A 21,632-nucleotide genomic window follows, 5' to 3' on the forward strand; every position below is an offset into this window, starting at 1 on the left:
TATTAAATATTCTTAAAAAAGGTCATGGTCTGTATCCATGGCCTTTTTTTTATTTTAGAAAAGGATTAAAAACCCTGCCTTCTCGCTCTGTCATGGTGAATCGAGGCAAAAAAAATATTGACTGCACTCCTGAATGGTATAACAACCTCTAATGGTAACCCTCCAGGTTTTTACTACTCATCAGACAGGTATTCGTCCAATAATCCTATGGTAGGATCCTTTTCATACACCTCCCTGAGAAAACGTTCCGCCAGATCCATCTGACCTTTTTTATGGTAATAGATCCCTTTGTTTCTAAGGGCATACAGGTTGCGGCTATTTTGCTTCAAACTGAAATTGATATCTTTTAAGCCTTCCTCCAGATTACCCAGGTACAGTTGATATAGTCCCCTGTTATTGTAATAATATGGGTCGTCCTTCTCCAACTCAATGGCCCTTTCCGCCTGCTTTAGTGCCATTTGGTATTCGCCTTCCTCAAAATACAGCAGGGATTCCAGGTTATAGATCATACTATGTTCAGGATTCTTATTTTTTGCCAGGGATAAATTCATTTTAGCTTCATCCCATTCTTCCAGATGATAGTTTACAGTGGCCAGATTGATATAGAGTTCAACATTTTCAGGGTCGAGGGATAAGGCTTTGTCAAAGGCTTTCTCTGCCTCAACATATTCCTTCAAAGCAGTCCATGTCAATCCCTGTAAAAAGTGGGCCTGTACATCCTGTTCATCCATGGCCAACAGAGTTCTTGTATTTTCAAGGGCTTTATAATTTTCACCAAAATCCAGATAAGCAATGGTTCTTTGGATATGGGCCTCACGATAAGCCTTGTCGATTTTGATCGCCTGACTATAATCGGCGATAGCTTCGGGGAATTTTAATTGTCTGTGCAAGGCCATGCCCCGGTTAAAATAGGCCTCCCTGAATTCAGGATCAATGGCTATGGCTTCATCATAGTAAGCAACGGCCCCTTTGGTATTTCCTTCCTTTAATTCGTTATTGCCCTTCAACAAAAACCTCCCTTTTTTGTCTTCCATAGAATCGCAGGATACTAGTCCAAGCAAGATACAAACAAGGAGGGTATTTAAAATGTGATTCATTTTTTTCCCCTTTTAAATATTGGTTTTACTTCTTCTTCTCCAAACAAATAAGCAAAGGGTTTGGTGCTGTTTTTCAGTTCAAAAATCCTTTTTAGAATAGCCAGTGTGGGAATAATGAGGATCATGCCTATTACCCCCCAGATGGCCCCTCCTATCAACAGACCCAAAAATGTTACAAGTGCATTTAAACTTACATTCCCACCAACAATCTTTGGAGTAAGAAAATTACTCTCTATCAACTGAATAACTGTAAAGGAGGCGACTACCATCAATGGGTAAAACAGGCTGTCCATGGTTAAAAATGAAAAAATGAATGGTAGTATAGCCCCTAAAAAGGGCCCCAGGTAAGGGATGATGTTTAGTAAGGCTGCAAAAAGCCCAAAAAAAATGGCATGTTTTACCCCTAGGGCATACAGTACAGCCGTATTTAGCACAGCAAGAATACCCATCACCTTGATCATGCCAATGATGTAATATTGGACCACCCTTCTGAGATCCTTGATTTTTGATTTTACGTTTCCTTCCTCCTCTTCCTCAAAAAGCCTGGCAATAAAATTCCCCAAATGGTCCCTGTAAATCAACAAAAAGAAAATAAATACAGGTAACAGAACTACCCCCGTTAAGGATCCGATGGTAGAAAGCAAGAAATTGGATACTGTTTCACTGTTGGATTCCAGTAGTTCAAAAAGCTGGGATTTATCGATCCCATTTTTAATACCCAGATTGGCCCCAAACCAGTCTGTTGCCAACTGATCTATATCAGAAAGGTACTTGTTTAGCCTCCCCGTAACATCCTCAAAATCTGAAGAAAAACTTTTCACCTGCAGGATTACCAACACTATCAAGCCTACAATGGCCGCAAGGGAAGTCAACAGGGCTACAAAAGCGGCGATTGGTCTGGGAATCTTTTTCGACTCCATCCAGGTACAGGCTGGAATCAGCAGCATGGCGATGTATCCTCCCAGCATGAGTGGAATCAGAAGACTCCTACCTATGATTAAAATGAATACAATCACAATTAACAACAACAAAATAGTAAGTGCCCGTAAATGACCAGGAAGTTTCAATTCTGTCATATTATTTGAGTTTTGGAACAGTAATTGTACAATTCATAAACAAATAAGAAAATTATTTTTGACTAAAACCAATAAAATTATGTCTACTAATTTAAAATTAAAAGGAAACTGGAACGAAATAAAGGGCAAATTAAAAGCCAAATATGGGGAATTGACTGAAGATGATTTGGCTTATGCTGAAGGTCAGGAAGATCAGCTGATCGGTAGATTGCAGCAAAAAACAGGAGCAGCAAAGGAAGATCTGGAAAAAATGATTTTTTCTGAAGAAGAAAGATAAATTGAAAATCATTTAATTTGAGTAGTGGCTACAGGCACCGGATTCAAAAATCCGGTGCCTTTGTTTTTTCAATCCTTGCCAGCTCCCATAGACCTTATTTTATCTGTTTTAATCATTTGTTCGTGAAGCTGAACTCCCCCCTTTATTCCAAAATCCAGTGTTCGGATAGGGAAAGGAATCATGATACCATTCGCATCAAATGCTTTTTTTATGTTCTTTATAGCCTGGTTTTTTGCCCTGATGTATTCCCGGTTTTCTCTGGAATATTCCAGCCAGATATTTACTGAAAAGTCTATCGAACTATCTCCAAAACCTTTCCAAAACAGGCTAACATCCTCTTCTCTGATCCTTCCGGGCACATCCCTGGCGGCTTCAAGTGCAATGAGTTCGACCTTTTCCAGATCCTCGCCGTAACTCACGCCCACATCTACCCTGATCCGCCTTCTGCCCTCTTCCGTGTAATTGGTAAAGTTTTCCTGAAAAAGAAAACGGTTGGGCACATAAACTATCGGTCCATCAAAAGTCTTGACTTTTGTAACCCTTAAATCAATATCTACGACGTTTCCCATGATACCATCATGGGTTTCTATCACATCACCTATGGCATAGGGTTGTTGAAAAGTGATATAAATTCCCGACATAAAATTGGCAGCAGTATCCTGAAAAGCGAATCCCAAAGCTAGCCCAATAATGCCCAGGCCGGCTAAAATGGAAGTGACTGTACCCGTAAGGTTCAAAATGGACAGGGACATCATTACCCCGGCAACTATGATCGCCAAAAAAATCAATCTGCTTAAAAATCCACTGATCGTCTCGTCCAGGTGTACTTTTAATAATTGCCTTTTGGAAAACTTCTCAATAAATCTGGCCACAAACAAAAAGAGGAAAAAAATCAACATCGCCATAACCAGATTTGGAAGATATCCAACAAAAGAAGTTATCCATTGTTCCAATTTTTCCAACAATGTTTGAAGAAGTTTTGAAGAGTCCATTTTGCTTGTTTTTAATTTCAAGATGATGATATTGGTCTATTAAAAAAGGAAGGTAATAAAAAAAACCAAACCCCAGGCCCATTACAGGCGTTTTTAAAAGCTGGTTCCCTGGGGAAAATCTGTTAATTTTATTTTTTATCCGGTTACAATATTTAATTTCACTACAACTAATAAAAAAGCGTAAAATGCATTATAGGAATATCCACATCTTCGGACTTGTCGTTTTTCTTTTGATTTTATCATCCTGTAACCTGGATCGAGATGGAGATAACACCCTGAACAATACGTTTGAAGTAGAATGCCAGACTTTCAGTTACGGAGACACATTATTTTTCATCAACGAAATGGGCACCAATACCATAAATCCACAGGGAATTGAGGGCCCGGGATTGTTTACTTCCCTACCTGAAGGCCTGGCCATAGATCCCCGAACAGGTGTTATTGATATCAACGCGAGTGAAACAGGATTAAAATACAAGGTTTCATTTACCCAGGGAAACAACAGCTGCCACTTTGAACTGACTATTGCAGGTATTAATTATTTAGATGGTCTGTACATATTGGACCAGGGAGATACAAGTATTCTTCCCGTTTTTAATGGGTCTCCGGCTGCCTTACCTCCTTGCGAAGAAGATGATGACGACGACGACGATGATGAAGATGATGACGATGACGATGACGATGACGACGATTGTGAATTTGATGCTGAGGGCCCGGGAGGGGAGCGGCTAGCAGACCAGGGATTAGTCATTGGTAACGGATCCGGAGTCATTAAGCTTCAGGAGACGCTCCAAAATAACTTTTTTGGTACCAATCCGGAAAATGGCATTCAGAAAGATGTCCGGCTTTACTACAGGTTGAACGATGGGAGCATGCGGGCATTAAATGGCATTGATTTAAAATTCTTTTATTACGAAACCATGGAAGACGTCCCCCAAATTCTGATAGACGAAATCCAGGCAAAACAAGATCAAATTTTATCAACCAAACCTTTTTCGAATAATTTAAGAACAAATTTCAACCCTCCCAGAACAAGAAGACCAAGACCACCGTATCTTGTGGTAGTTTCCCGATTTGCCCGGTAAACTATCAGGAGACCTAAGCATCAATGATAAAGAAAAAATGTCTAATAATTTTGTGCTGCTATTACTTTCCTTCCCTGCTCCTATTGGGACAGGGAAGTGAACTTGAAGTAAAATATGAAACGGCTTTAAACTATTTTTACACTGAATTCCCAACCGATCAAAGCGACAGCACAGCCATCCAATTATTAGAAGAGATAAAAGCTCAAATTCCAACTGATGCCTTACCCCTCTCCCAATCTGCCGATGTTTTCGATAAACTAGGCACCTTGTACCTTATCCAGGGCAAACCTGAAAATAGTATTGATGTTTTGCGCCAGGGACTTACATTTATTTCAAGAAATAATTTGAACGATACCTTGAAATTTTCCCCCGCTCTTTATCTTGGCGAATCCTTTTTTCTTCTAAATCAGGCAGACAGCAGTATCCTTTACCTCAATCAGGCCGAGGAAATATTGAAAAAGAAAACCAATAAGCAAGAAACCGGCAGGTTGTACAACTCTTTGGGAGTAATCTACTATGAGTCCGGAAATTATACGCAGGCGATCAATTATTTCTCTAAGGCCAGATCCATCATAACTCAAAAAGCCAAACCTGGACCAGCTTCCGCAGCCAGATATGCTGTATTTAGTTTTCAGACCAATGAAGCAGCTGCCTGGGCCAATCTGAAAGAATTTGATAAGGCTGAAGCCCTTTACCTGGAGGCTTTGAGCCTGAATATCGACAAGGATGAGATTTTCAGCAAGTTGGCCTCTTTATCCATCAAAAGCCAAAAACCTGACTCAGCGCTATATTATCTGAACAGCATCACCGATCCAACAAACAAGCAAAGCCTCCCCAATCAAAATTTACGGGCAGAAATCCATCTGCTAAACATGGAACCAGACAAAGCACTCAAATTGATTGTCTCCAATTTTGAAGAAAAGGATAACTACCAAACCAAACCGGCTGCTTTAAATTATCATCTGGGCAAATCCTATCAACTATTGGGTAAATCCTGGTTGTTAAAAGAAGAGTACCAGAAAGCAGCAGAGGGCTTTCACAAAGCCATTTTAAATTTTGATGGAAGTTTTACTGAAACGGACATCAGAAAAAACCCCTACCCCGGAAACATCAATTGGGGAATGACAGATATATTTGAAAGCCTTTCCCTTAAAGCGAAAAGTCTCCTGGCACTGGCTAAAGAAAAAGAGAAGGACCAATTGTTTCAGGTGGCCTTTGACACTTACCAGGTTGCTTTTGATTTGCTTTTCTATTTGAACAATTTATATGACAATCAGGAAGCAAGGATATTTCTGGGAGAATCTATTCGGAAGGCTTATGAAGATGCAGTAAGTGCTTCAATAGACCTTTACCTGGCAACAAATGATGAGGCGCACCTGATCAGAGGGTTTTTATGGGCTGAAGAAAGCAAGGCTACTGCTTTGGAGTTGGCAAGAAACGAAGGAAAAATCAAAGAAAATGCAGATATCCCTCAGGAACTACTTCAAAAGGAAAAGGTTTTAAAATTTCAATTGACCAGGACCAATCAAAAAATTAGGGAAGTTCAGGATCCGGATAATGTTGATGATCTGGAAATCCAGGTTCGGGATAGTAAATTGGCCCTGAGTCGTTTGTATGCCTCCTATAATGGTTTTTCTTCCTATTTTGAAAAAAAAATAAATACTGAAAGGATAAACATTAACAGCCTTCAGGCCAATTTAAAAGCCGGTCGGCAAGTCCTGTTGTCCTATTTCGTAGCCAATGATACTGTTTTTTGCTTTGTACTCAACAAAGACCGCTTGTACCTGTCGGAAATCATTGAAAAAGACTCGCTTTTTAATTTGATTCGATCTATCAATAAGGAGTTGGTTACTTCCAAAGGGAATAGCAGACGCACCTTGGAGGATATTTCCGTCCGGGCCTTTGATCAAATGTTGGGACAATCCTATCCTGATCTTGAAAATTATTCCAATTGGGTCATCCTTCCAGACCAGGAGCTAGTGCATTTACCATTTGAAATGTTGGTAAACCCTAAAGGGGAACATTTGGTGAAAAACCATTCAATTACCTACCAATATTCAGGAAAGTTACTTCAATTGGATAGTTTTGAAAACCGTTTCAATAAGAATAGTGCCATTGGATTTGCTCCATTTACAGCTATTGACAGTTTGCTTGAATCCAGTGAATTTGATTTGCTCCCAAATGCTGCCTCAGAAATGGAATTATTGGAAGGAAGGGTTTTCCTTGGAAATGCGGCGACAAAACAGCAATTTTTGGAGCATTCGACAAATGCATCCATTATTCACCTGGCAACCCACGCTTTATCTACACCTGATTCCCCTGACGAAGGATTTATTGTCTTCTCTACAGCTGGCGAAAACCACCTTCTATTTGCAGAGGAACTGTATCAATTGAACCTGCAAAATGCTTCTTTGGTTTTTCTAAGTGCCTGTGACACCCATAAGGGTGAGGTGATGAATGGAGAGGGCTTGATCAGCCTTTCACGTGGATTTGCTTATGCCGGATGTGACAATATTATCAGCAGTATCTGGAAGGCCAATGACAAGGTTACGGCCTATCTTAGCAGGGTATTTTATAAAAAACTCAACATGGGATACAGTTATCCCGAGGCATTACAAGGGGCCAAAAAAGAACTCTTGAATGATCCTGATATGGCACAATATCACCATCCTTACTATTGGGCCAACATGGTTTTTATAGGGAATACTTTTGAAGACACCTTTATTCAGGCAAAATTTTCAGTATTTTGGTTTATGATTTTGGTGGTAATGGCTACCAGTCTGATATATTACTGGAAAAAAAAGAGAGTTGATCCAACTCTCTTTTAAATGAGCAATGAAGCAATTCTAATTCAATCGATTTCAATTTCAATCTCTGCATCGGTCGCTATTCTTTCCCGAACCTTCTGGAAAATGGACCGGTTGCTGCTTTCACTGAATACCATGACTCCATCCTCATCAAGTTCCGCATTTTCCAATTCAGAAGTGCTAATGGAGGAGAACCATCTTTCGGGAACCAGCTCAAAAAGAATCAGAGGGTTATTGACCCTGTCCACCACAAAATAATTGTCATCATCGGCCTCTATCTCCACTTCAAAATCTATATCATCACCAAATAATTCAAACCTAAAAGAAGTCTCCTCTCCTTCTGCATTCATATAGGTTCCATTTAATAAAATAGAAGGTTCATTCCGGTAATCAATCAAATCAATTTCCATTTCAATTTCTTCGTATTCGCCTTCCGGAATATTGATAAAGAAATCCGTTTCCGTATCAAACTGATCAAAACCAACTTTTTTGATTTCGTTGAATTCTACCTCATACTCCCATTCGTTCCCATCGTCATCATCGTCGTCATTATCAAAACTTCCTCCTGAAATGAGTCCATCTCGATTAAAATTACCCTCCAGGTCCAGTTCAAGTTCCTTAATTTGGATAAAGCCGTCGGTAAAGTGTAAACCTGTATTGGCAACCCTGGCATTGGCAGCGGACCCACTTGCAGGTTGTAATTTAAAGAGCATTCCCACGGTGCCATCTCCTGTGCCTGGTACCATATCATTTTCGGAAGTACATCCCGTATAGAGCCATGCGATAATGGCAAAAATCAGTATCCCGGATAAATTTTTCATTCTTTTCATGATTTTTAAGTTGTTAAGTTTCCTATTGGTTGAGCCTAAGCAAAAATATGTAACCATTATTCTTAAAAAAAGGTCAAAAAAAGTACCCAAATGAATTGAGCACTACCAAAACACACATCAGTAGTCAAAAAAGGATCCTGAACTTAATGCTAAGCTGATCCAGTCTGGAAAAATTGTTATTGTATTTATGCCGGTCATCCGTCCTGATTTTGACTACCCGGTTATAAGCCTTTTGGTATTCCCCTAATTTCAAATAAGTAAGCGCAAGAAAAAAATCAACTTCATCCTGAAAAGTATCCGTTCCTGAATTTGTATTGTTTTCATCCAGTCTTTGAAAATAGGGCAGCGAAGCTGAGGCTGAATCCAATTCAAGGGCTGCATTTCCCAACAAAAGCAGTTCCCTGGGACTTAACTGATCTTGATCTCGTTCGGCACTTACTTGAAACATTTGTCTGAACTCTCCATTGATGAACAGGGATTCCAGAATATTTTCTTGCTCAGAAAAACCTCTTTCTGCAGCAATTTCATAAGAAATATACTTCCCCTCATAAAGGGAAGGACCATCATTGCGCAATAAATAAAACAGAAAACCGAATAGCACCAGAAGTGAAACCGCTGCCGCAGCTTTTCCCCAAAAGTATAGGGACCTTTCTTTTTTCTCCAATTTGGGGGCATCGATAGGTGTGAATTTTTTGTTTTCTAACCTGTTTTGGAGAAACTCTTGTTGTACTTGCTTGATACTATCCTTATATCCTTTAAGTTTTATTCCATTAATAGTAAATTTGAGCAGGCCTAATCGTTCCTTGAGCGCAGAATTAGTCTGCAAGTCTTTCTCAAAAAGCGATTTTTCCTCTGGACTTAATATTCCGTCCAGGTAATCCAGCATATATTGATCATCATACTTATTTCCCATCTTTCAGCGCATTTCTAACCATTTCGTACAAATTGCGATTGCCGTCCAATTGATTCGTCAACTGCTTCATGCATTTAAATTTCTTATTCCTTACCACCTGATCACTACTGTATTCCTCCCTTACGGCGATTTCATCCATGGAGAGGTTTTCGTAATAAAACAGCACCAGAATGCGTTTGCATTTTTCACCCAATTTTTCAAATAAAGCCATGATCAATTGATAGCCTTCCATCTCTGCCAATGATTTGCTCACATCAAATTCCACCTGTTCCTGTTCCTTTTCATAGATGCCATGTCGATGGTCCCTACTTTTTCGCTTTCTTAAAGTCGTTAACCAGATATTTCGATTGATACCATACAACACGGATTTGATACTTGCTTCTTTCCTGAATTTACCGGTCTCGATCATGTTCAGGAATACCAGCATGGTTTCCTGTATGGTATCAGCAGCATCAGCATTACTGCCATTATTTTGTAAAACATAATTTTCCAATAAACCATAGTATCCTTTGTAAAGTTGATGGATAGCTTCGTTTATCTGTTTTGCTCCGGAAATCTCCTCCAATATTTCCTGATCAGTCCAAAACTTGCTTTTCTTCATGAAATACCATCTTTTAGTAGCATCAAAGTTAATCAATGTAACTTCATTAGTAGAAAAAATTGATGCTTTTGCGGGCAAAATCAACCGCCCCTAAATGATGGAAAGGCTAGGTGGTTTTCTAAATCACAGTTTTGTTCCTCATAACTCCGTCGGAATACTTTGCATTAATTTTCTTAATTTAGTCTGATGAAATCGAGCATGAGGCCAGCGGCACAAAAAGCCATGATTATCGAACAATTGCCTTTCGGTATACAGGAGTGAGTTACTCCCGAATCCGGCTCGGGAAAGGCAGGTGCCTGCCTATAAACCAATCGATAACTATGAATTTGATTTTTTAGTTTTAACCGGCAATGAAGAAGAATAAAAAGTTATCTGGGGTAAAAGAAATTGCCAGGTTGGCTGATGTTTCCATAGCAACGGTGGATAGGGTTATTCACAACCGATCTGGGGTATCCGCCATTACCAAATCCAAAATTGAGAAGATCATAAAGGAATTGAATTACCAACCTAATATTTTAGCCAGCAGGTTGGCCTCTGGGAAAGTATATCGACTGGCGGTTTTGATACCCAAAGGTTCTGAAAGAACAGATTTCTGGGATGCACCCCTCAAGGGAATCAAAAGGGCGGAAGAAGAAATCAGGCAATATGGTATTTCTGTGGATTTTTTTTTCTTTGACTTAAACAATAAAGATTCCTTTATCGATTCTGCTCAAAAAATTAAAAACAATAAGCGTTTTGATGGGGTTTTATTGGCCCCCTCATTTGTAAAAGAATCCATTCAATTTATTCATTACTGCGAGCAGGATACGATTCCGTTCGTATTTATTGACAGTAATATTGAGGCAAAGGGAATTCTTTCCTATATCGGTCCTCCCCTCTTCCAAAGTGGGTTTCTCGGTGCCCGTCTATGTGCTATTGGAATGCGTCACACCCAAAAAATTTTATTTGTGAATATTTCAAAAGAAAGTAATAGTTTTAATTACTCCAAAATTGAAGAAGGATTTAAAAATTATTTTTTCGAAAATGATGTAGATCACCAACTGATAAAATTGGATATCACTGACACTGAAAAAAAATCGGTGTTTTTAAACCTGGAAAAGATTTTTTTTCAGCATCCTGATATTGAGGTCATTTTCGTAACCAACTCCCGGGTTTTCTATGTGGCGCAATTCCTTGAATCAAAAAAATATGCTAAAATTCACCTTGTTGGTTATGATTTTTCAAAAGAAAATCAAAATTATTTAAAAAATGGATGGATTGATTTTTTGATTTGCCACAAGCCTGAAGAACAAGGATATAAGGGACTCATGAGCCTCTACCACCACATTGTCCTTAAATTGCCGGTTGATCAAATTTATTTTATGCCAATTGATATTGTCACCAGGGAAAACCAGGATTTTTATCGTTAATCTAGTTTAAAATCTCTTTAAAAACCAAAGGCATCAAAACACTGCTTAGCAAAGCCAATTTAATCCCAATAAAACAATTCAAACCGGCAGCGGCCTTCTGCCAGTTTTTGGGTATTGGTCCAGGAACCCCAGCAAACCATGGCAACAAAACCGAAAGTAACAGCCAGGGAATATGATTCGATGATGTACATGGGTTTATTCGATTTCTGAAAGCCTGGGAACGGAGGATTGGGCTCCCTTTTTTGTGACGGAATAGGCTGCCGCTCTATTCGCAAATTCAACTGCCTCTCTTAAAGAAATCCCCTTTGAAATACCCACAGCTAAAGCCCCATTAAAAGTATCTCCTGCGGCGGTGGTATCTACTGCATGAACTTTAGGTGCAGGAACAATCCCTTTATATTCCCCGGCAGATAAATAAGCCCCCTTAGCACCTAAGGTGATGACCACCACCTTGACTCCTTTCTCATGAAAAAATGAGGCGGCTTTAGCTGCAGAAGGTTCGTCTTTTACCTGAATACGGCTAAGCAGGGTGGTTTCTGATTCATTGGGAGTGATGGCAAAAAGGCCGGCATACACCTCGTCATCAAGGGCTTGTGCAGGTGCTGGGTTGAGTATTACTTTCTTACCTGCTTCATTCCCTATCTTCACTACAAGGCTTACCGTATCCATGGGAATTTCCAGTTGAAGAAGAATAATTTCAGCCTGGTGAATCAGCTTACTGTTTTTTTCCATATCCCCTGCGCCCAATGCCATATTGGCACCACTTGCCACTACAATACAATTCTCCCCATTTTTATCAACTGTGATCTGCGCTACTCCGGAAGGATGAACTTCGTCCTGAGAAATACCATCTATATTGATACCCTCCCGCAATAGGTTTTCCAGGGTTTCTTTACCAAAAATATCCTTGCCGACTTTTCCAATAAAGGCAACCTTACCTCCAAGCCTGACCGCAGCCACCGCCTGATTGGCTCCTTTTCCCCCGGGGTTCATGAAAAAATCTCCTCCCAACAGGGTTTCACCCGGTTTGGGAAAATGGTCTACCTGTACCACCATATCTGTATTTGAACTACCTATAACCAATAAGTTATACAACTTCCCCATCTTATTCCAGGTTTTTTATCCTCTTTATTTAAATCCATTCAATGAGAATCATCATTGTAATGGGTTTTTAATTTTTATCAGATCCTGGATGATCTTTCCTTCATGTTCCCACCTGGCCAGGGTATAAATATATCCGTCTTTCCCGATGGCAATTGAATTGACGTAGGTAGGGATGGAACCGTCTGGATACAGAACGGGACCATGATCGAAATAATGTTTACTGACAATATGAAAGGTGACCAGGTGGAGGTTTTCCAATCCTTTGGCAGCTCCTTTTGCTATTTTTTCGACCCCCCGGACCAATTTACCATTCTTATAAATGGGACCTCCGGTCAGGTAATATATGGTATCATTCTCTTTGCAAAGTTCAAAGCCCAAATACCCGTAACTGAATTGATCAAACATACCGCTTTTTCGGGAAGGCTCAGAAACAATTCTTTCAACAATCTCAATATTTTTTTTCAAAGGATCAAACCGAAACAGGTAACCGGAGTTCCCATGTATTCCATAAGCAACACCTTCTGGTTCATGCCAGAAAATCTTCCTCCAATTATAAGCCATACTGCCTGGTTGGGTTGGATCGTACAGGCCAAAATAATCCAAACGAAGATTCACCTCTTCCTCCGCAGTCAGGGTCTTTTGTTGGGCATCGTACCAATAGATATCCCCTTCGGCTGTAGAAAAATAAACTTTGCCAGACCTGGGATCAACAAACAAGGAACGACAAAGGGTCCGGAAATCCTTTCCTGGTGTACCTGCTTCACCAAGTCCTGAAACCAATCCAATATCATGAAAGGCCTTCGTTTGGAGATCGAAGTGAATGAAACGTCCAGTGGGCCAGGTAATTCCGTAAATATGCCCTCGCTCCTTATCCATGGTCATCGATACTATCCCTTCTCCACCAGGCACCAGCAACAAATTCTCCACTTCTCTGGTAATCAGGTCATAGGATAAAATATGTCCACCAGGGTATTTTTCATACCCTGCAGGCGGGTTTTCAGGCAAGCGGTCCATTCCATCTATTAATTCATAAAAACCAACATGCGTACTGAAATACAATTTTCCATTTTTTTCATAGAATTCAACATGACTTTTGCCTTGGGGAATGGCTTTTAAGTACTTCTCTCTGCACAATTCAGTCAAGTCACCGATAAATTCAATCTTGTTTTCCCTTGGCTTATAAACGTAAAACCGGCCTCCAGATTCAATGGATTCAGAAGACAATATGTAATAAATATTGCCATCACTTGCACATGAAATGGCATTGTAGGTATCATGGGCCAATTTAAATCCTGAAAAATACTTTTTCGCCTCCAAATATTTGGCGGGCTGATCAGTATTTTTAGATTTGGTTGCTTCTCTATTTGTCATTCAATCAAATTGAAATGGATATATGGTTGGATTAATCAGGTATCAAGCTTGATTCTAACCGGGAAACACCTACCTGATCGGCAAGGCGAAGGAATTCGTGAAGGATGTCAATTTCTATATTTGAAGCCCAGGTACTTGGCAGACCATACACCATTTGGGAAGAGGCACCCTCATAACCACCTTCTCTGAGAATGGTGGTAGAGGGGATGTACGCCATCACGTCATTGGAATAGCCCATTACAAAAATATCGGGGCCAAAGATCTTTTTTAGCTCAATGGCATAGGAAATGACGGTTTCCCCTCCTAAAGTCATGATGGGCTGATCTCCCAACTTCCATACCTGAACAGGAAAGGGATATGATTTGATCGTTTCCATTCCTCTACTTCTTTCTTCCTCCAAGCGCGTCGCCCATCTTTTCTGATAGCCAGAAGCAGATTCAATAAATTTAGAAAGTGCCTCCATGCTAGGCGCCTCCGTCAATTCTAAATTTACTTCTGCATAAGCCGTCTGCATGGTAGCCTCCAATTGTTTCATGTCTTCACTTAATACCCTTTCCACTGCAGCCGCCAAACTTTTGCCATATTGTTGGGCCAAATATACGGTCCTCCTGGGTAGGGGGTTTTGATCAGCTCCGGCACCCTGAAAAAATAAGGCTGTTGCCCCTGGATAATTTTTCTCCAGTTCGATCTGAGCAAATCCGGGGTAATCACCAGAAAGCCGGTAATCGCCCAGGACAGTAGGGTGACAGGCGTAACCAAAAACAATGGCCATAATGTCTCCTCCTTCTTCGTTCACCCTAATGACAGGCACAGCGTAATCATTGGGTCCTTTGAGGTCAGCAATACTTTCCAACTGATTTTCTGGATTGTTTCTGCGGTTTACCTGAAATCTGGTGACCCCATTTTCTACATACAAATGAGCTGGCCGGAGGGCGCCGAAAGCCTCATCCACTAATCGAATCATGCTATCTACCAGGGCATCGGAATAATGGCTCACCTGCTGCTTCTGGGCCTCGTTCATGGGATAAATATCAGAAAGCGAATTCTCCAATACCGGGCCGGAATGACTATGGGAACTGTTGATAATGATCTGAGCTTCGCTTAGTCCATGCCTTTCTTTTAGTCCCAGTCTTATCCGGTCTGAAAGCGCTTTTGGCATGGCCAATAGATCTGCTGTAATCAGAACAGCTTGTTTTCCGGAAGCATCCTCCAGGGCAAGGGCCTTTATCCAAATGGGATGTATCACTTCTTCAAAAGGATGGTCCCTACCACCATAACCTGCCATCCAGATTGGCTCTTTGGGTGTAATGTCAATTTTGGATACCCCTGCTTTCCATTGCAAAGACGCCTGGTCGTCTAGAATCCGTGCCTGACCTGAAATATTACTGAATAAAACCATAAGAATTACCGAAAAGACAGAAAAATTTATTTTCATAAGTAGTAATTTTAATATGTTTAATGACTTATTACTTAAATTGTATTGATTGCTTCGTTTAATCGGACTTCTAATAAGGATTTAAAAATCCTTTTAATGTTGCCGACCATTAAATCCATACATTTTTTTGGATTACTTCTCAACCATCAGCATGCTTACCTTCCTGCAACAAAAGAGACTTATGTTAAGTCAAATTACGGGGTAATTTTAGCAATTCATAGATTTAGGTTCGTAAATTTTAACAAGGAAAAAAAACGTTTTTTCCTTTTCAGCTTACATACTGGTATCTTTTTGCATTCCAGAAGGACTCCCGCCGGGAATTCCCTGGGCCTAGAATGAGGGAGGAAGAAGTTCATGTACTGTGTTAATAATTAATTCTTCAATTTCCTCTGCGAAAGGAGAAGGTTTGTCATAATAATACATACTTGACTCTGCTTCATATCCACCTTCCCTGATTACCCTACAGGAAGCAATATAACAGGGTACATCATTGGCATAGGCATTGATCCAAAGTTTATCAGCACCTATCTCTTTTTTTAAACGCTGAGAATAATCCACCACCACCTCACCTGCAAGGTTTACCATGGCCATTTCATTGCCAAAAGTCCAGGTTTGGACAGGATACGAAAGCGTTTTGGGGATATCCTGCCCCCTGGCAATTCTATCCAAAGCCAAACGGGCATAATAGCCCCTGACCGTTTTATCCTCCGTCTGGGCAATCAGTTCCGGTACTGACGGAACATGGGCGAATGGCAGGTTTATCCATTTAATTTTTCCGGAGGGAGGTTGAATGATTGGATGTAATTTGGAAGTCAGCAATTGCTCCACATTATCCGCCACCTCTTGGGCATGTAACCGCAGGTGCTCCATTTTTCCCCGCGGGTACGGGTTGGCATCTGCTCCGCAACCTATGGCCACCATGGCAACTACCCCGGGATGGTTCGACTCAATCATCAATTGCGCCTCTCCCATCCAATCACCATGAATTTGATTAACATCCCCTCCCAAAGTAGTGCCATGACAGGCATAATTCACCAAAATGGCCTTTAAATTACCGGTTGGATCGGTGATTTTCATCAAAGGGAATGATTGGTCTACCGGACCTCCCTCCGTTCTTCTGTTTTTTGCAAATCCCATTCTTCCCTGCCCCCAGAATACCAAAGCAGGCTCCCGATCTGCAAGTGAAGAAAGGGCCACTGCAACCAGTTGGTCAGTTAAACGTTCCGTATACCTCGATATTTCCACCAATTCTTCCAATTTGAGTAAGGAATCACTAAACGTATCCCCCCTGTATTGAAGGATATTAAGCAGATTCCCCACTTCGGGACCACCATGGGTATGAGAAGCACAAATCACCAGGTGGGAGGCCTCAATTCCGGTTTGTTCTGTTATTCTTTTGGTCACTTTTGCTGTAATAATCGCAGGTATCCCCACCAAATCTACGGTGATCAGAATAGATGGTCCCTGATCATCCCTGCCAAAGGCAAGTGCTTTGGCATTCAACTGATGGATGATCCCCTCCGAAGGTTTTTTTTCTCTTGCACCGTATCCAGCCAACCGAATGGGGTGGTCCGGAGTAATGTCAATGGTGCTGACCCCAATATCCATATGGGTTTCCATCTCAGCCATTTCCTGGGCCAAAAGCTGCACTGAAGATTTTCCCAATAAAATCATCCACCAAAAAAAACAGATCAAGAAACACCTCAAATTTAAATTCATCATCGTATGGTGATTAAGATTTCGCCAGGTCTCCGGCATGGGCCCTGATTTTCAATATGGCTTCTGCAATCTGTTCCATGTCTTTTTTTGTTCCCAATAACATGGATTGACCAAACCATACGGCTTGCTCACATAGCAAGTCATTTTGGGGACAATTGCTGTTTTCCAACCATTCCTGCATGGTCGATTTACCATATAAATTCAAATAATGTCTGTTTTTGGCCAAATCCTGGACATAATTCTCCTTATTCATCCTACCATATCCACCTGAACAAGGGACTCCTTCTGCCGATAAAGCTTCCAAAAATCTAGATTTTGGCATTTCCGCAAATGCATTTTTATCAAAACGGAACATGTAGAGATGATAAGCACTTTGGGTGACTCCAGGATATAATTTCGCAGGATAAATCCCGGGAATATCCTTTAACAGGCCGGTAAGGTATTGGGCATTGAGGGTCCGACGGTTGGCCTGTTCCTGTAATCTGCTCATCTGTTCCGTCAATAATCTGCCCTGGAATTCTGTCAGCCTAAGATTGGTACCTCTGGTGGAACGATAACTACTGTTTTCACCATCATTTCCCCGGCTTTGATTGTGAAAATTATAGGCATTATTTGCAAACATATCATCATTGGTGATGATGGCACCCCCTTCACCTGAATTGAGGTTTTTGCTGGATTGAAAACTGAAGGCGCCAGCCAGTCCAATTGTCCCTACTTTTTTTCCTTTCCATTCGGCCAAATGAGCCTGGCAGGCATCTTCAAGGACAGGGATTTTGTGTTTTTCCGCAACATCCATAACAGAATCCATATCGGCCGGGGAGCCGCCGATGTGTACCGGCATGATTAATTTGGTGTTTTGGGTTATCGCTTGTCCGATTTTATCCGTATCGATTTGAAAAGTTTCTATGTCCGTGTCTACAAATTTAGGTAAAGCATAGTTTAAAACGACCACGTTATAGGTGGCAACAAAAGTATATACCGGAATGATGACTTCATCCCCGGGCCCTATGTCCAATACCCCTAAAGAAGTAAATAAGGCACTGGTGCCACTGGATACCCCCACGCAGTGTTTGGCGCCTGTCCATTCTTTGTATTTATTTTCGAAATTGGCAACCACATTACCGTTTAATCTGCCCCATTTTTTGCTTTGCAATACTTCCGCCATTCCCTCTTCTTCCCTTTTTCCGGAAACAGGCCAGCTGGGGAATTGGTCAGGATGGGCTCTTGGCCCTCCCAAAAGGGCTGGCTTTTTATTTCCTTCAGGGATATACGAAAAGGATGAGCCACCCAAGGTCACTCCTGCCCCCATCAGCGTCAGGGTACCCAAAAATTTTCGTCGATCGTGTTTATAAATCATAATTGTATTTTTTTGTTCGAGAATTTTCAACCCCTTTCAATTCTTTCCTATTTCGGGTCATTTTAAAGGTATGGCGATTACAGATCATTTTACCTTTGGAATCTCCTTATTTTTCCAACCTGGAAGTAGTTTTTGCACCTGAGTTTGAGAAAAAATGAAAGTTATTGGGTAAAATCCCAATAGAAATTAAGTGGGGGTGGAGTTTTGCATTCATTTCTATTTGATTTATTGATCTGTGAGAGGATATTTCTGTGGTTGAATCCCAACCTTTTCCGCCAATTTCACTGCCTCCCCAATAATCCGGTCTTCAATATCGAATGCCCAAGGCGTAGTGAAAATGGGAGAGCGGGTTCCTTCATATCCCCCTTCCTCCAACACCGTCCTGGTCGGAATATAGGCCATTACGTCATTGGAATAGCCCATTACAAATATATCCTGACCAAAAATCTTTTTAAGGGCAATGGCATATCCAATGAGCAATTCGCCGCCAAATGAAAAGATGGCCTGTTCACCTAATCTCCAGGCCTGCACCGGATATGGGTAGGAAGTGATCAGGGATTCGCCATTGTCCAGTTTGGACATCAACACTTTGGCATTTTGTTTAAGGTATTCCGGATAACCAGACGAATTACCGGTAATTTCCAATAATTCAGCTCTGGTAGGTGTGGCCCTGGCAAAGGTAAGGTCAATTTCGGAATAAGTGGTGGATAAATTTCCTTCCAAAGGCTTCATTTCCTCGCAAAGTACCCTTTCTACAGCAGCAGCCAATTCCTTACCGTATTGTTGGGCCAAAGGTACAGATCGTCTGGGTAATGGATTCTGATCTGCACCTGCGCCTTGAAAGAAAAGCGCGGTGGTTCCGGGGTAAAGCTTTTCCAAAGCCAATTGGGCAAACCCAGCATAATCACCCGATATTTGATAGTCCGACAAAACAGTAGGGTGACAGGCGTATCCAAATACCAATGCCGTCATATTTCCATCCTCATCTGTCACTTTCATGACAGGAACTGCATAGTCATTAGGGCCTTTCAAATCTGTCTGGTGGACCAGACTGGCTTCCTTATTATTTCTCCGGTTTACCTGAAAACGAGTGACTCCGTTTTCCACATGCAGGTAAGCTGGTTTAAGAGATTCCATGGTATTTCCCACCAAAGCCACAATTTTATGTTCCAGAGTTTCAACATAATTTTTGATTTTACCCAATTGTACCTGGTCCAATTGGAATTGGTACCTTCGATAATCGGTTTCCGGACCGGTATGGGTATGTGAACTGTTGAGAATAATCTGGTCTCTGGACAAACCATATTCCTGCATTAGCCGGTCCCGGATCCTCTGGGACAATTCCTGACGAATACCCACCAGGTCTGTTGTCACTAACACCGCCCTATTTCCCATGGAATCTTCCAAAACAAGTGCTTTGGCCCAAATAGCATGTCTTACCCCTTCTGAGGGACGGTCCCTGGAAGCATATCCCGCCATCCACATGGACTCCTGAGGGGTAATGTCCACTTTTGTGACAGCTGCTCTCCATCCTGAATAATCCTGCCTGGAAAAAGCGGGATGCAAGTTTGCTGAAAAGCCTATGAACCAAACAAGCAAAATCGTTAAATAAGGGCTGACTTTTGTCATGATATTTTTTTTATAGAACAGGCTTCAGGGAATAAAATGCAATTCAAGACAATTTAATGTCATTTGGAAAAGATGGTTGTTACCGGAACACCCCACTGCCTTCAAAACCGAAAAGGCGACAGGCAGTGGGATAGCTTTTAGAAGAACAAACCATTTATTCTACTACTTCTAATGGTGGTATATTATTGGCAGATCCGGTGTAGCCTTTGTTCTGATTGATCCTTCCCAAGGTGTTGGAATTGACCATATCGTCATCTATGGGCCACTGAAAATGGTAAGGCATGATTCTCGGTCGCTGACCCAAAAGGATCACTTCATCAGACCTGTCGTAAAAATTATTCAGGTTTCTGACGCGGTCGTAGTACCAGTTATTTTCATGAAGGGTTTCCAGGCTATATCCTCCTTCATTCCTGGCCGCAAGAATATAAGACACCCTGTTCAGTTCATTCTGTCTGGGTTCCTCTGCAAACAATTCCCTGGCCCTTTCGTCAAAAATAAAATCAATGGTTACATCGGCAGGGCTTATGGCAGGGGCATTGGCCCTTTGCCTTACGGTATTCAAATCCATTGCTGCACTGGCCAGGTCACCTTTCCAATAATAAGCTTCTGCTCTTATCAGGTATGTTTCTGCCAAGCGATAGATGTACCAATCGCCATTACTTCCCATAGGAATACTGGTTTGATCCGGTGCATTTGGAGCGTAAATTTTGTAAAATGGTGAAGGGTATACCCTGGCCCAATATTCGGAAGGAATATCCATGTTTTCCGGATCAAATGGCTCCATGTATTGAGATGAAGCAGGATTGTTATAATATAGTTCCTCCCTATCAAACCAGTTGATGTCGGCTCTCCTTAAATCAGGGGTATTGGTATAATCAAAATCACCCTCCTCCCAGATGGTATAACTGTGCCAATCACTCAATGCGACATCGGGGTTTCCCCTTCCCAGCGAATCATACAGGGGGCCACCGTCAATGGTGCCGCGGTTACCGTCTTTATCTTTCCCGATAGATGAATGCCACCAGGAACAATTATACACCCTCATGGTAAACAGGCCTGGCGTCCTTGCTGTTGGTGGTGCTTCCCATCTGTCCACAAAGGCCAAAATGGTTTCTGTATTCTGTCCAATGTTTTTATTGGCATGCCGGTGAAGATCCCAGATTACATTTTTATCGGGATCATCCGCTTCCACTCCAAAACGATCAGTCATCAGGGCATAAGGCCCTTCAATCACTCTGGAAGCAGCGGCAATGGCCTGGTCAAATTCCATATTGGCCAGGTAAATCTTGGAAAGCAAATGATCCCCAGCCCCCCTGGTGGGTATGCCCGGGGCTGCCGAAACCGGCAGGTGCTGTACTGCAAATTCCATATCCGACTGGATCTGATCCAAAATGGCCCACCTGCTGTGGCTCTGGAAATCCAGCCTTACACCACGCACCTCTTCCTTTAAAAAAGGTAGATCTCCATAGTTCCCAATCAATCTGTAGTACCAATAAGAACGGTGCCAATATGCTTCTGCCAAAACTTCATTTCGATCGTCCTGATCTGCCCATTCCAAATCATCTATTCTCGTGATGGCCACATTGGCATTCTTCACCATTTCAAAAATATCATTGATCTGTGTAACAAACTGCTGGTACCTGTCGGAATTAGGGGTAAGTGCAGTATAATCCATTTGAAGCCAGGGCACTCCTGCTTCCGACGCGGCCCATTGATGGGCCATAAAGTTCTTCTGAGCGGTTTGTTCCCGGGTAAGATCCTTCCTCATAGTGACCAATAGTGCTTCAAAACCCGCCCTATCCACAAAAACATTGTCTGTGGTAAAGAAAGACAGGGGTTTTGGCTCAAGAAAATCTTCATTACAGGCTGCCAATAATAACAGCAGCAGGGGAAATGCAAATATTGATTGGATATATTTTTTCATCTTTTT

Annotated in this window: 17 protein-coding genes and 1 pseudogene; 4 read left to right on the top strand and 14 right to left on the bottom strand. The window is 41.5% G+C overall.

Translation table 11 applies throughout. The features are described 5' to 3' along the window. Positions 1–173: 173 nt before the first annotated feature. Both G9Q97_RS16075 and G9Q97_RS16080 read right to left on the bottom strand, forming a co-directional pair. Positions 174–1,097, bottom strand: a complete 924-nt coding sequence (locus G9Q97_RS16075; RefSeq protein ID WP_166148572.1) for a tetratricopeptide repeat protein — start codon at positions 1,095–1,097, stop codon at positions 174–176. Continuing rightward, a complete protein-coding gene (locus G9Q97_RS16080; protein ID WP_166148574.1) occupies positions 1,094–2,173 on the bottom strand; it encodes an AI-2E family transporter in 1,080 nt (359 codons plus the stop codon). Before G9Q97_RS16080 ends, G9Q97_RS16075 begins: the two co-directional genes overlap by 4 nt. Before the next feature lie 79 nt (positions 2,174–2,252). On the opposite strand from G9Q97_RS16080, the gene G9Q97_RS16085 reads away from it, so the two are divergent. Then, entirely contained in the window at positions 2,253–2,450 is a 198-nt protein-coding gene (locus G9Q97_RS16085) for a CsbD family protein (RefSeq protein WP_166148576.1), read from the top strand. A gap of 68 nt (positions 2,451–2,518) precedes the next feature. On the opposite strand, the gene G9Q97_RS16090 is transcribed toward G9Q97_RS16085, so the two are convergent. Beyond that, complete coding sequence (locus G9Q97_RS16090; RefSeq protein ID WP_166148578.1) at positions 2,519–3,442, bottom strand: mechanosensitive ion channel family protein; 924 nt, start codon at positions 3,440–3,442, stop codon at positions 2,519–2,521. Positions 3,443–3,627: 185 nt separating this feature from the next. Between G9Q97_RS16090 and G9Q97_RS16095 the strand changes: the two genes are divergently transcribed. Together G9Q97_RS16095 and G9Q97_RS16100 are read left to right on the top strand one after the other, a co-directional pair. Beyond that, a complete protein-coding gene (locus tag G9Q97_RS16095; protein WP_166148116.1) occupies positions 3,628–4,527 on the top strand; it encodes a hypothetical protein in 900 nt (299 codons plus the stop codon). Between the two features lie 50 nt (positions 4,528–4,577). Next, a complete protein-coding gene (locus tag G9Q97_RS16100) occupies positions 4,578–7,355 on the top strand; it encodes a CHAT domain-containing protein (RefSeq protein WP_166148580.1) in 2,778 nt (925 codons plus the stop codon). Positions 7,356–7,378: 23 nt separating this feature from the next. Here G9Q97_RS16100 and G9Q97_RS16105 read toward each other — a convergent pair whose 3' ends face one another. From G9Q97_RS16105 to G9Q97_RS16115, 3 genes are all read right to left on the bottom strand, one after another. After that, positions 7,379–8,155, bottom strand: a complete 777-nt coding sequence (locus G9Q97_RS16105) for a hypothetical protein (RefSeq protein WP_246255724.1) — start codon at positions 8,153–8,155, stop codon at positions 7,379–7,381. Positions 8,156–8,288: 133 nt separating this feature from the next. Continuing rightward, positions 8,289–9,077, bottom strand: a complete 789-nt coding sequence (locus tag G9Q97_RS16110) for an anti-sigma factor family protein (protein ID WP_166148584.1) — start codon at positions 9,075–9,077, stop codon at positions 8,289–8,291. Beyond that, positions 9,067–9,678 (bottom strand): RNA polymerase sigma factor, encoded by a 612-nt coding sequence (locus G9Q97_RS16115; protein ID WP_166148585.1) that lies wholly within the window; start codon positions 9,676–9,678, stop codon positions 9,067–9,069. Before G9Q97_RS16115 ends, G9Q97_RS16110 begins: the two co-directional genes overlap by 11 nt. A gap of 350 nt (positions 9,679–10,028) precedes the next feature. On the opposite strand from G9Q97_RS16115, the gene G9Q97_RS16120 reads away from it, so the two are divergent. Further along, positions 10,029–11,087, top strand: a complete 1,059-nt coding sequence (locus G9Q97_RS16120; protein WP_166148587.1) for a LacI family DNA-binding transcriptional regulator — start codon at positions 10,029–10,031, stop codon at positions 11,085–11,087. A gap of 62 nt (positions 11,088–11,149) precedes the next feature. On the opposite strand, the pseudogene G9Q97_RS16125 reads toward G9Q97_RS16120, so the two are convergent. The 8 genes and pseudogenes from G9Q97_RS16125 to G9Q97_RS16160 form a co-directional block, all read right to left on the bottom strand. After that, a pseudogene (locus G9Q97_RS16125) lies at positions 11,150–11,278 on the bottom strand (multidrug DMT transporter permease); the annotation flags it as partial. Positions 11,279–11,282: 4 nt separating this feature from the next. Next, complete coding sequence (gene rbsK, locus G9Q97_RS16130) at positions 11,283–12,191, bottom strand: ribokinase (RefSeq protein WP_166148589.1); 909 nt, start codon at positions 12,189–12,191, stop codon at positions 11,283–11,285. A 51-nt stretch (positions 12,192–12,242) separates the two neighbouring features. Beyond that, a complete protein-coding gene (locus tag G9Q97_RS16135; protein WP_166148591.1) occupies positions 12,243–13,562 on the bottom strand; it encodes a hypothetical protein in 1,320 nt (439 codons plus the stop codon). A 31-nt stretch (positions 13,563–13,593) separates the two neighbouring features. Continuing rightward, positions 13,594–14,997 carry a neutral/alkaline non-lysosomal ceramidase N-terminal domain-containing protein gene (locus G9Q97_RS16140; RefSeq protein WP_166148592.1) on the bottom strand — a complete coding sequence of 468 codons (1,404 nt, stop codon included), beginning with the start codon at positions 14,995–14,997 and terminating at the stop codon, positions 13,594–13,596. A gap of 330 nt (positions 14,998–15,327) precedes the next feature. Continuing rightward, positions 15,328–16,692, bottom strand: a complete 1,365-nt coding sequence (locus tag G9Q97_RS16145) for a neutral/alkaline non-lysosomal ceramidase N-terminal domain-containing protein (protein ID WP_166148594.1) — start codon at positions 16,690–16,692, stop codon at positions 15,328–15,330. Positions 16,693–16,729: 37 nt separating this feature from the next. After that, positions 16,730–18,073 carry a DegT/DnrJ/EryC1/StrS family aminotransferase gene (locus G9Q97_RS16150; protein ID WP_166148596.1) on the bottom strand — a complete coding sequence of 448 codons (1,344 nt, stop codon included), beginning with the start codon at positions 18,071–18,073 and terminating at the stop codon, positions 16,730–16,732. A gap of 225 nt (positions 18,074–18,298) precedes the next feature. Next, positions 18,299–19,702: a neutral/alkaline non-lysosomal ceramidase N-terminal domain-containing protein gene (locus tag G9Q97_RS16155; RefSeq protein ID WP_166148598.1), complete on the bottom strand. Its 1,404-nt coding sequence runs from the start codon at positions 19,700–19,702 to the stop codon at positions 18,299–18,301. A 154-nt stretch (positions 19,703–19,856) separates the two neighbouring features. Next, positions 19,857–21,626, bottom strand: coding sequence for a RagB/SusD family nutrient uptake outer membrane protein (locus tag G9Q97_RS16160; RefSeq protein ID WP_166148600.1), 1,770 nt, complete (start codon positions 21,624–21,626; stop codon positions 19,857–19,859). Positions 21,627–21,632: the final 6 nt, after the last annotated feature.

It is taken from the genome of Cyclobacterium plantarum (assembly GCF_011290685.1).
Taxonomy (GTDB): Bacteria; Bacteroidota; Bacteroidia; order Cytophagales; family Cyclobacteriaceae; genus Cyclobacterium; species Cyclobacterium plantarum.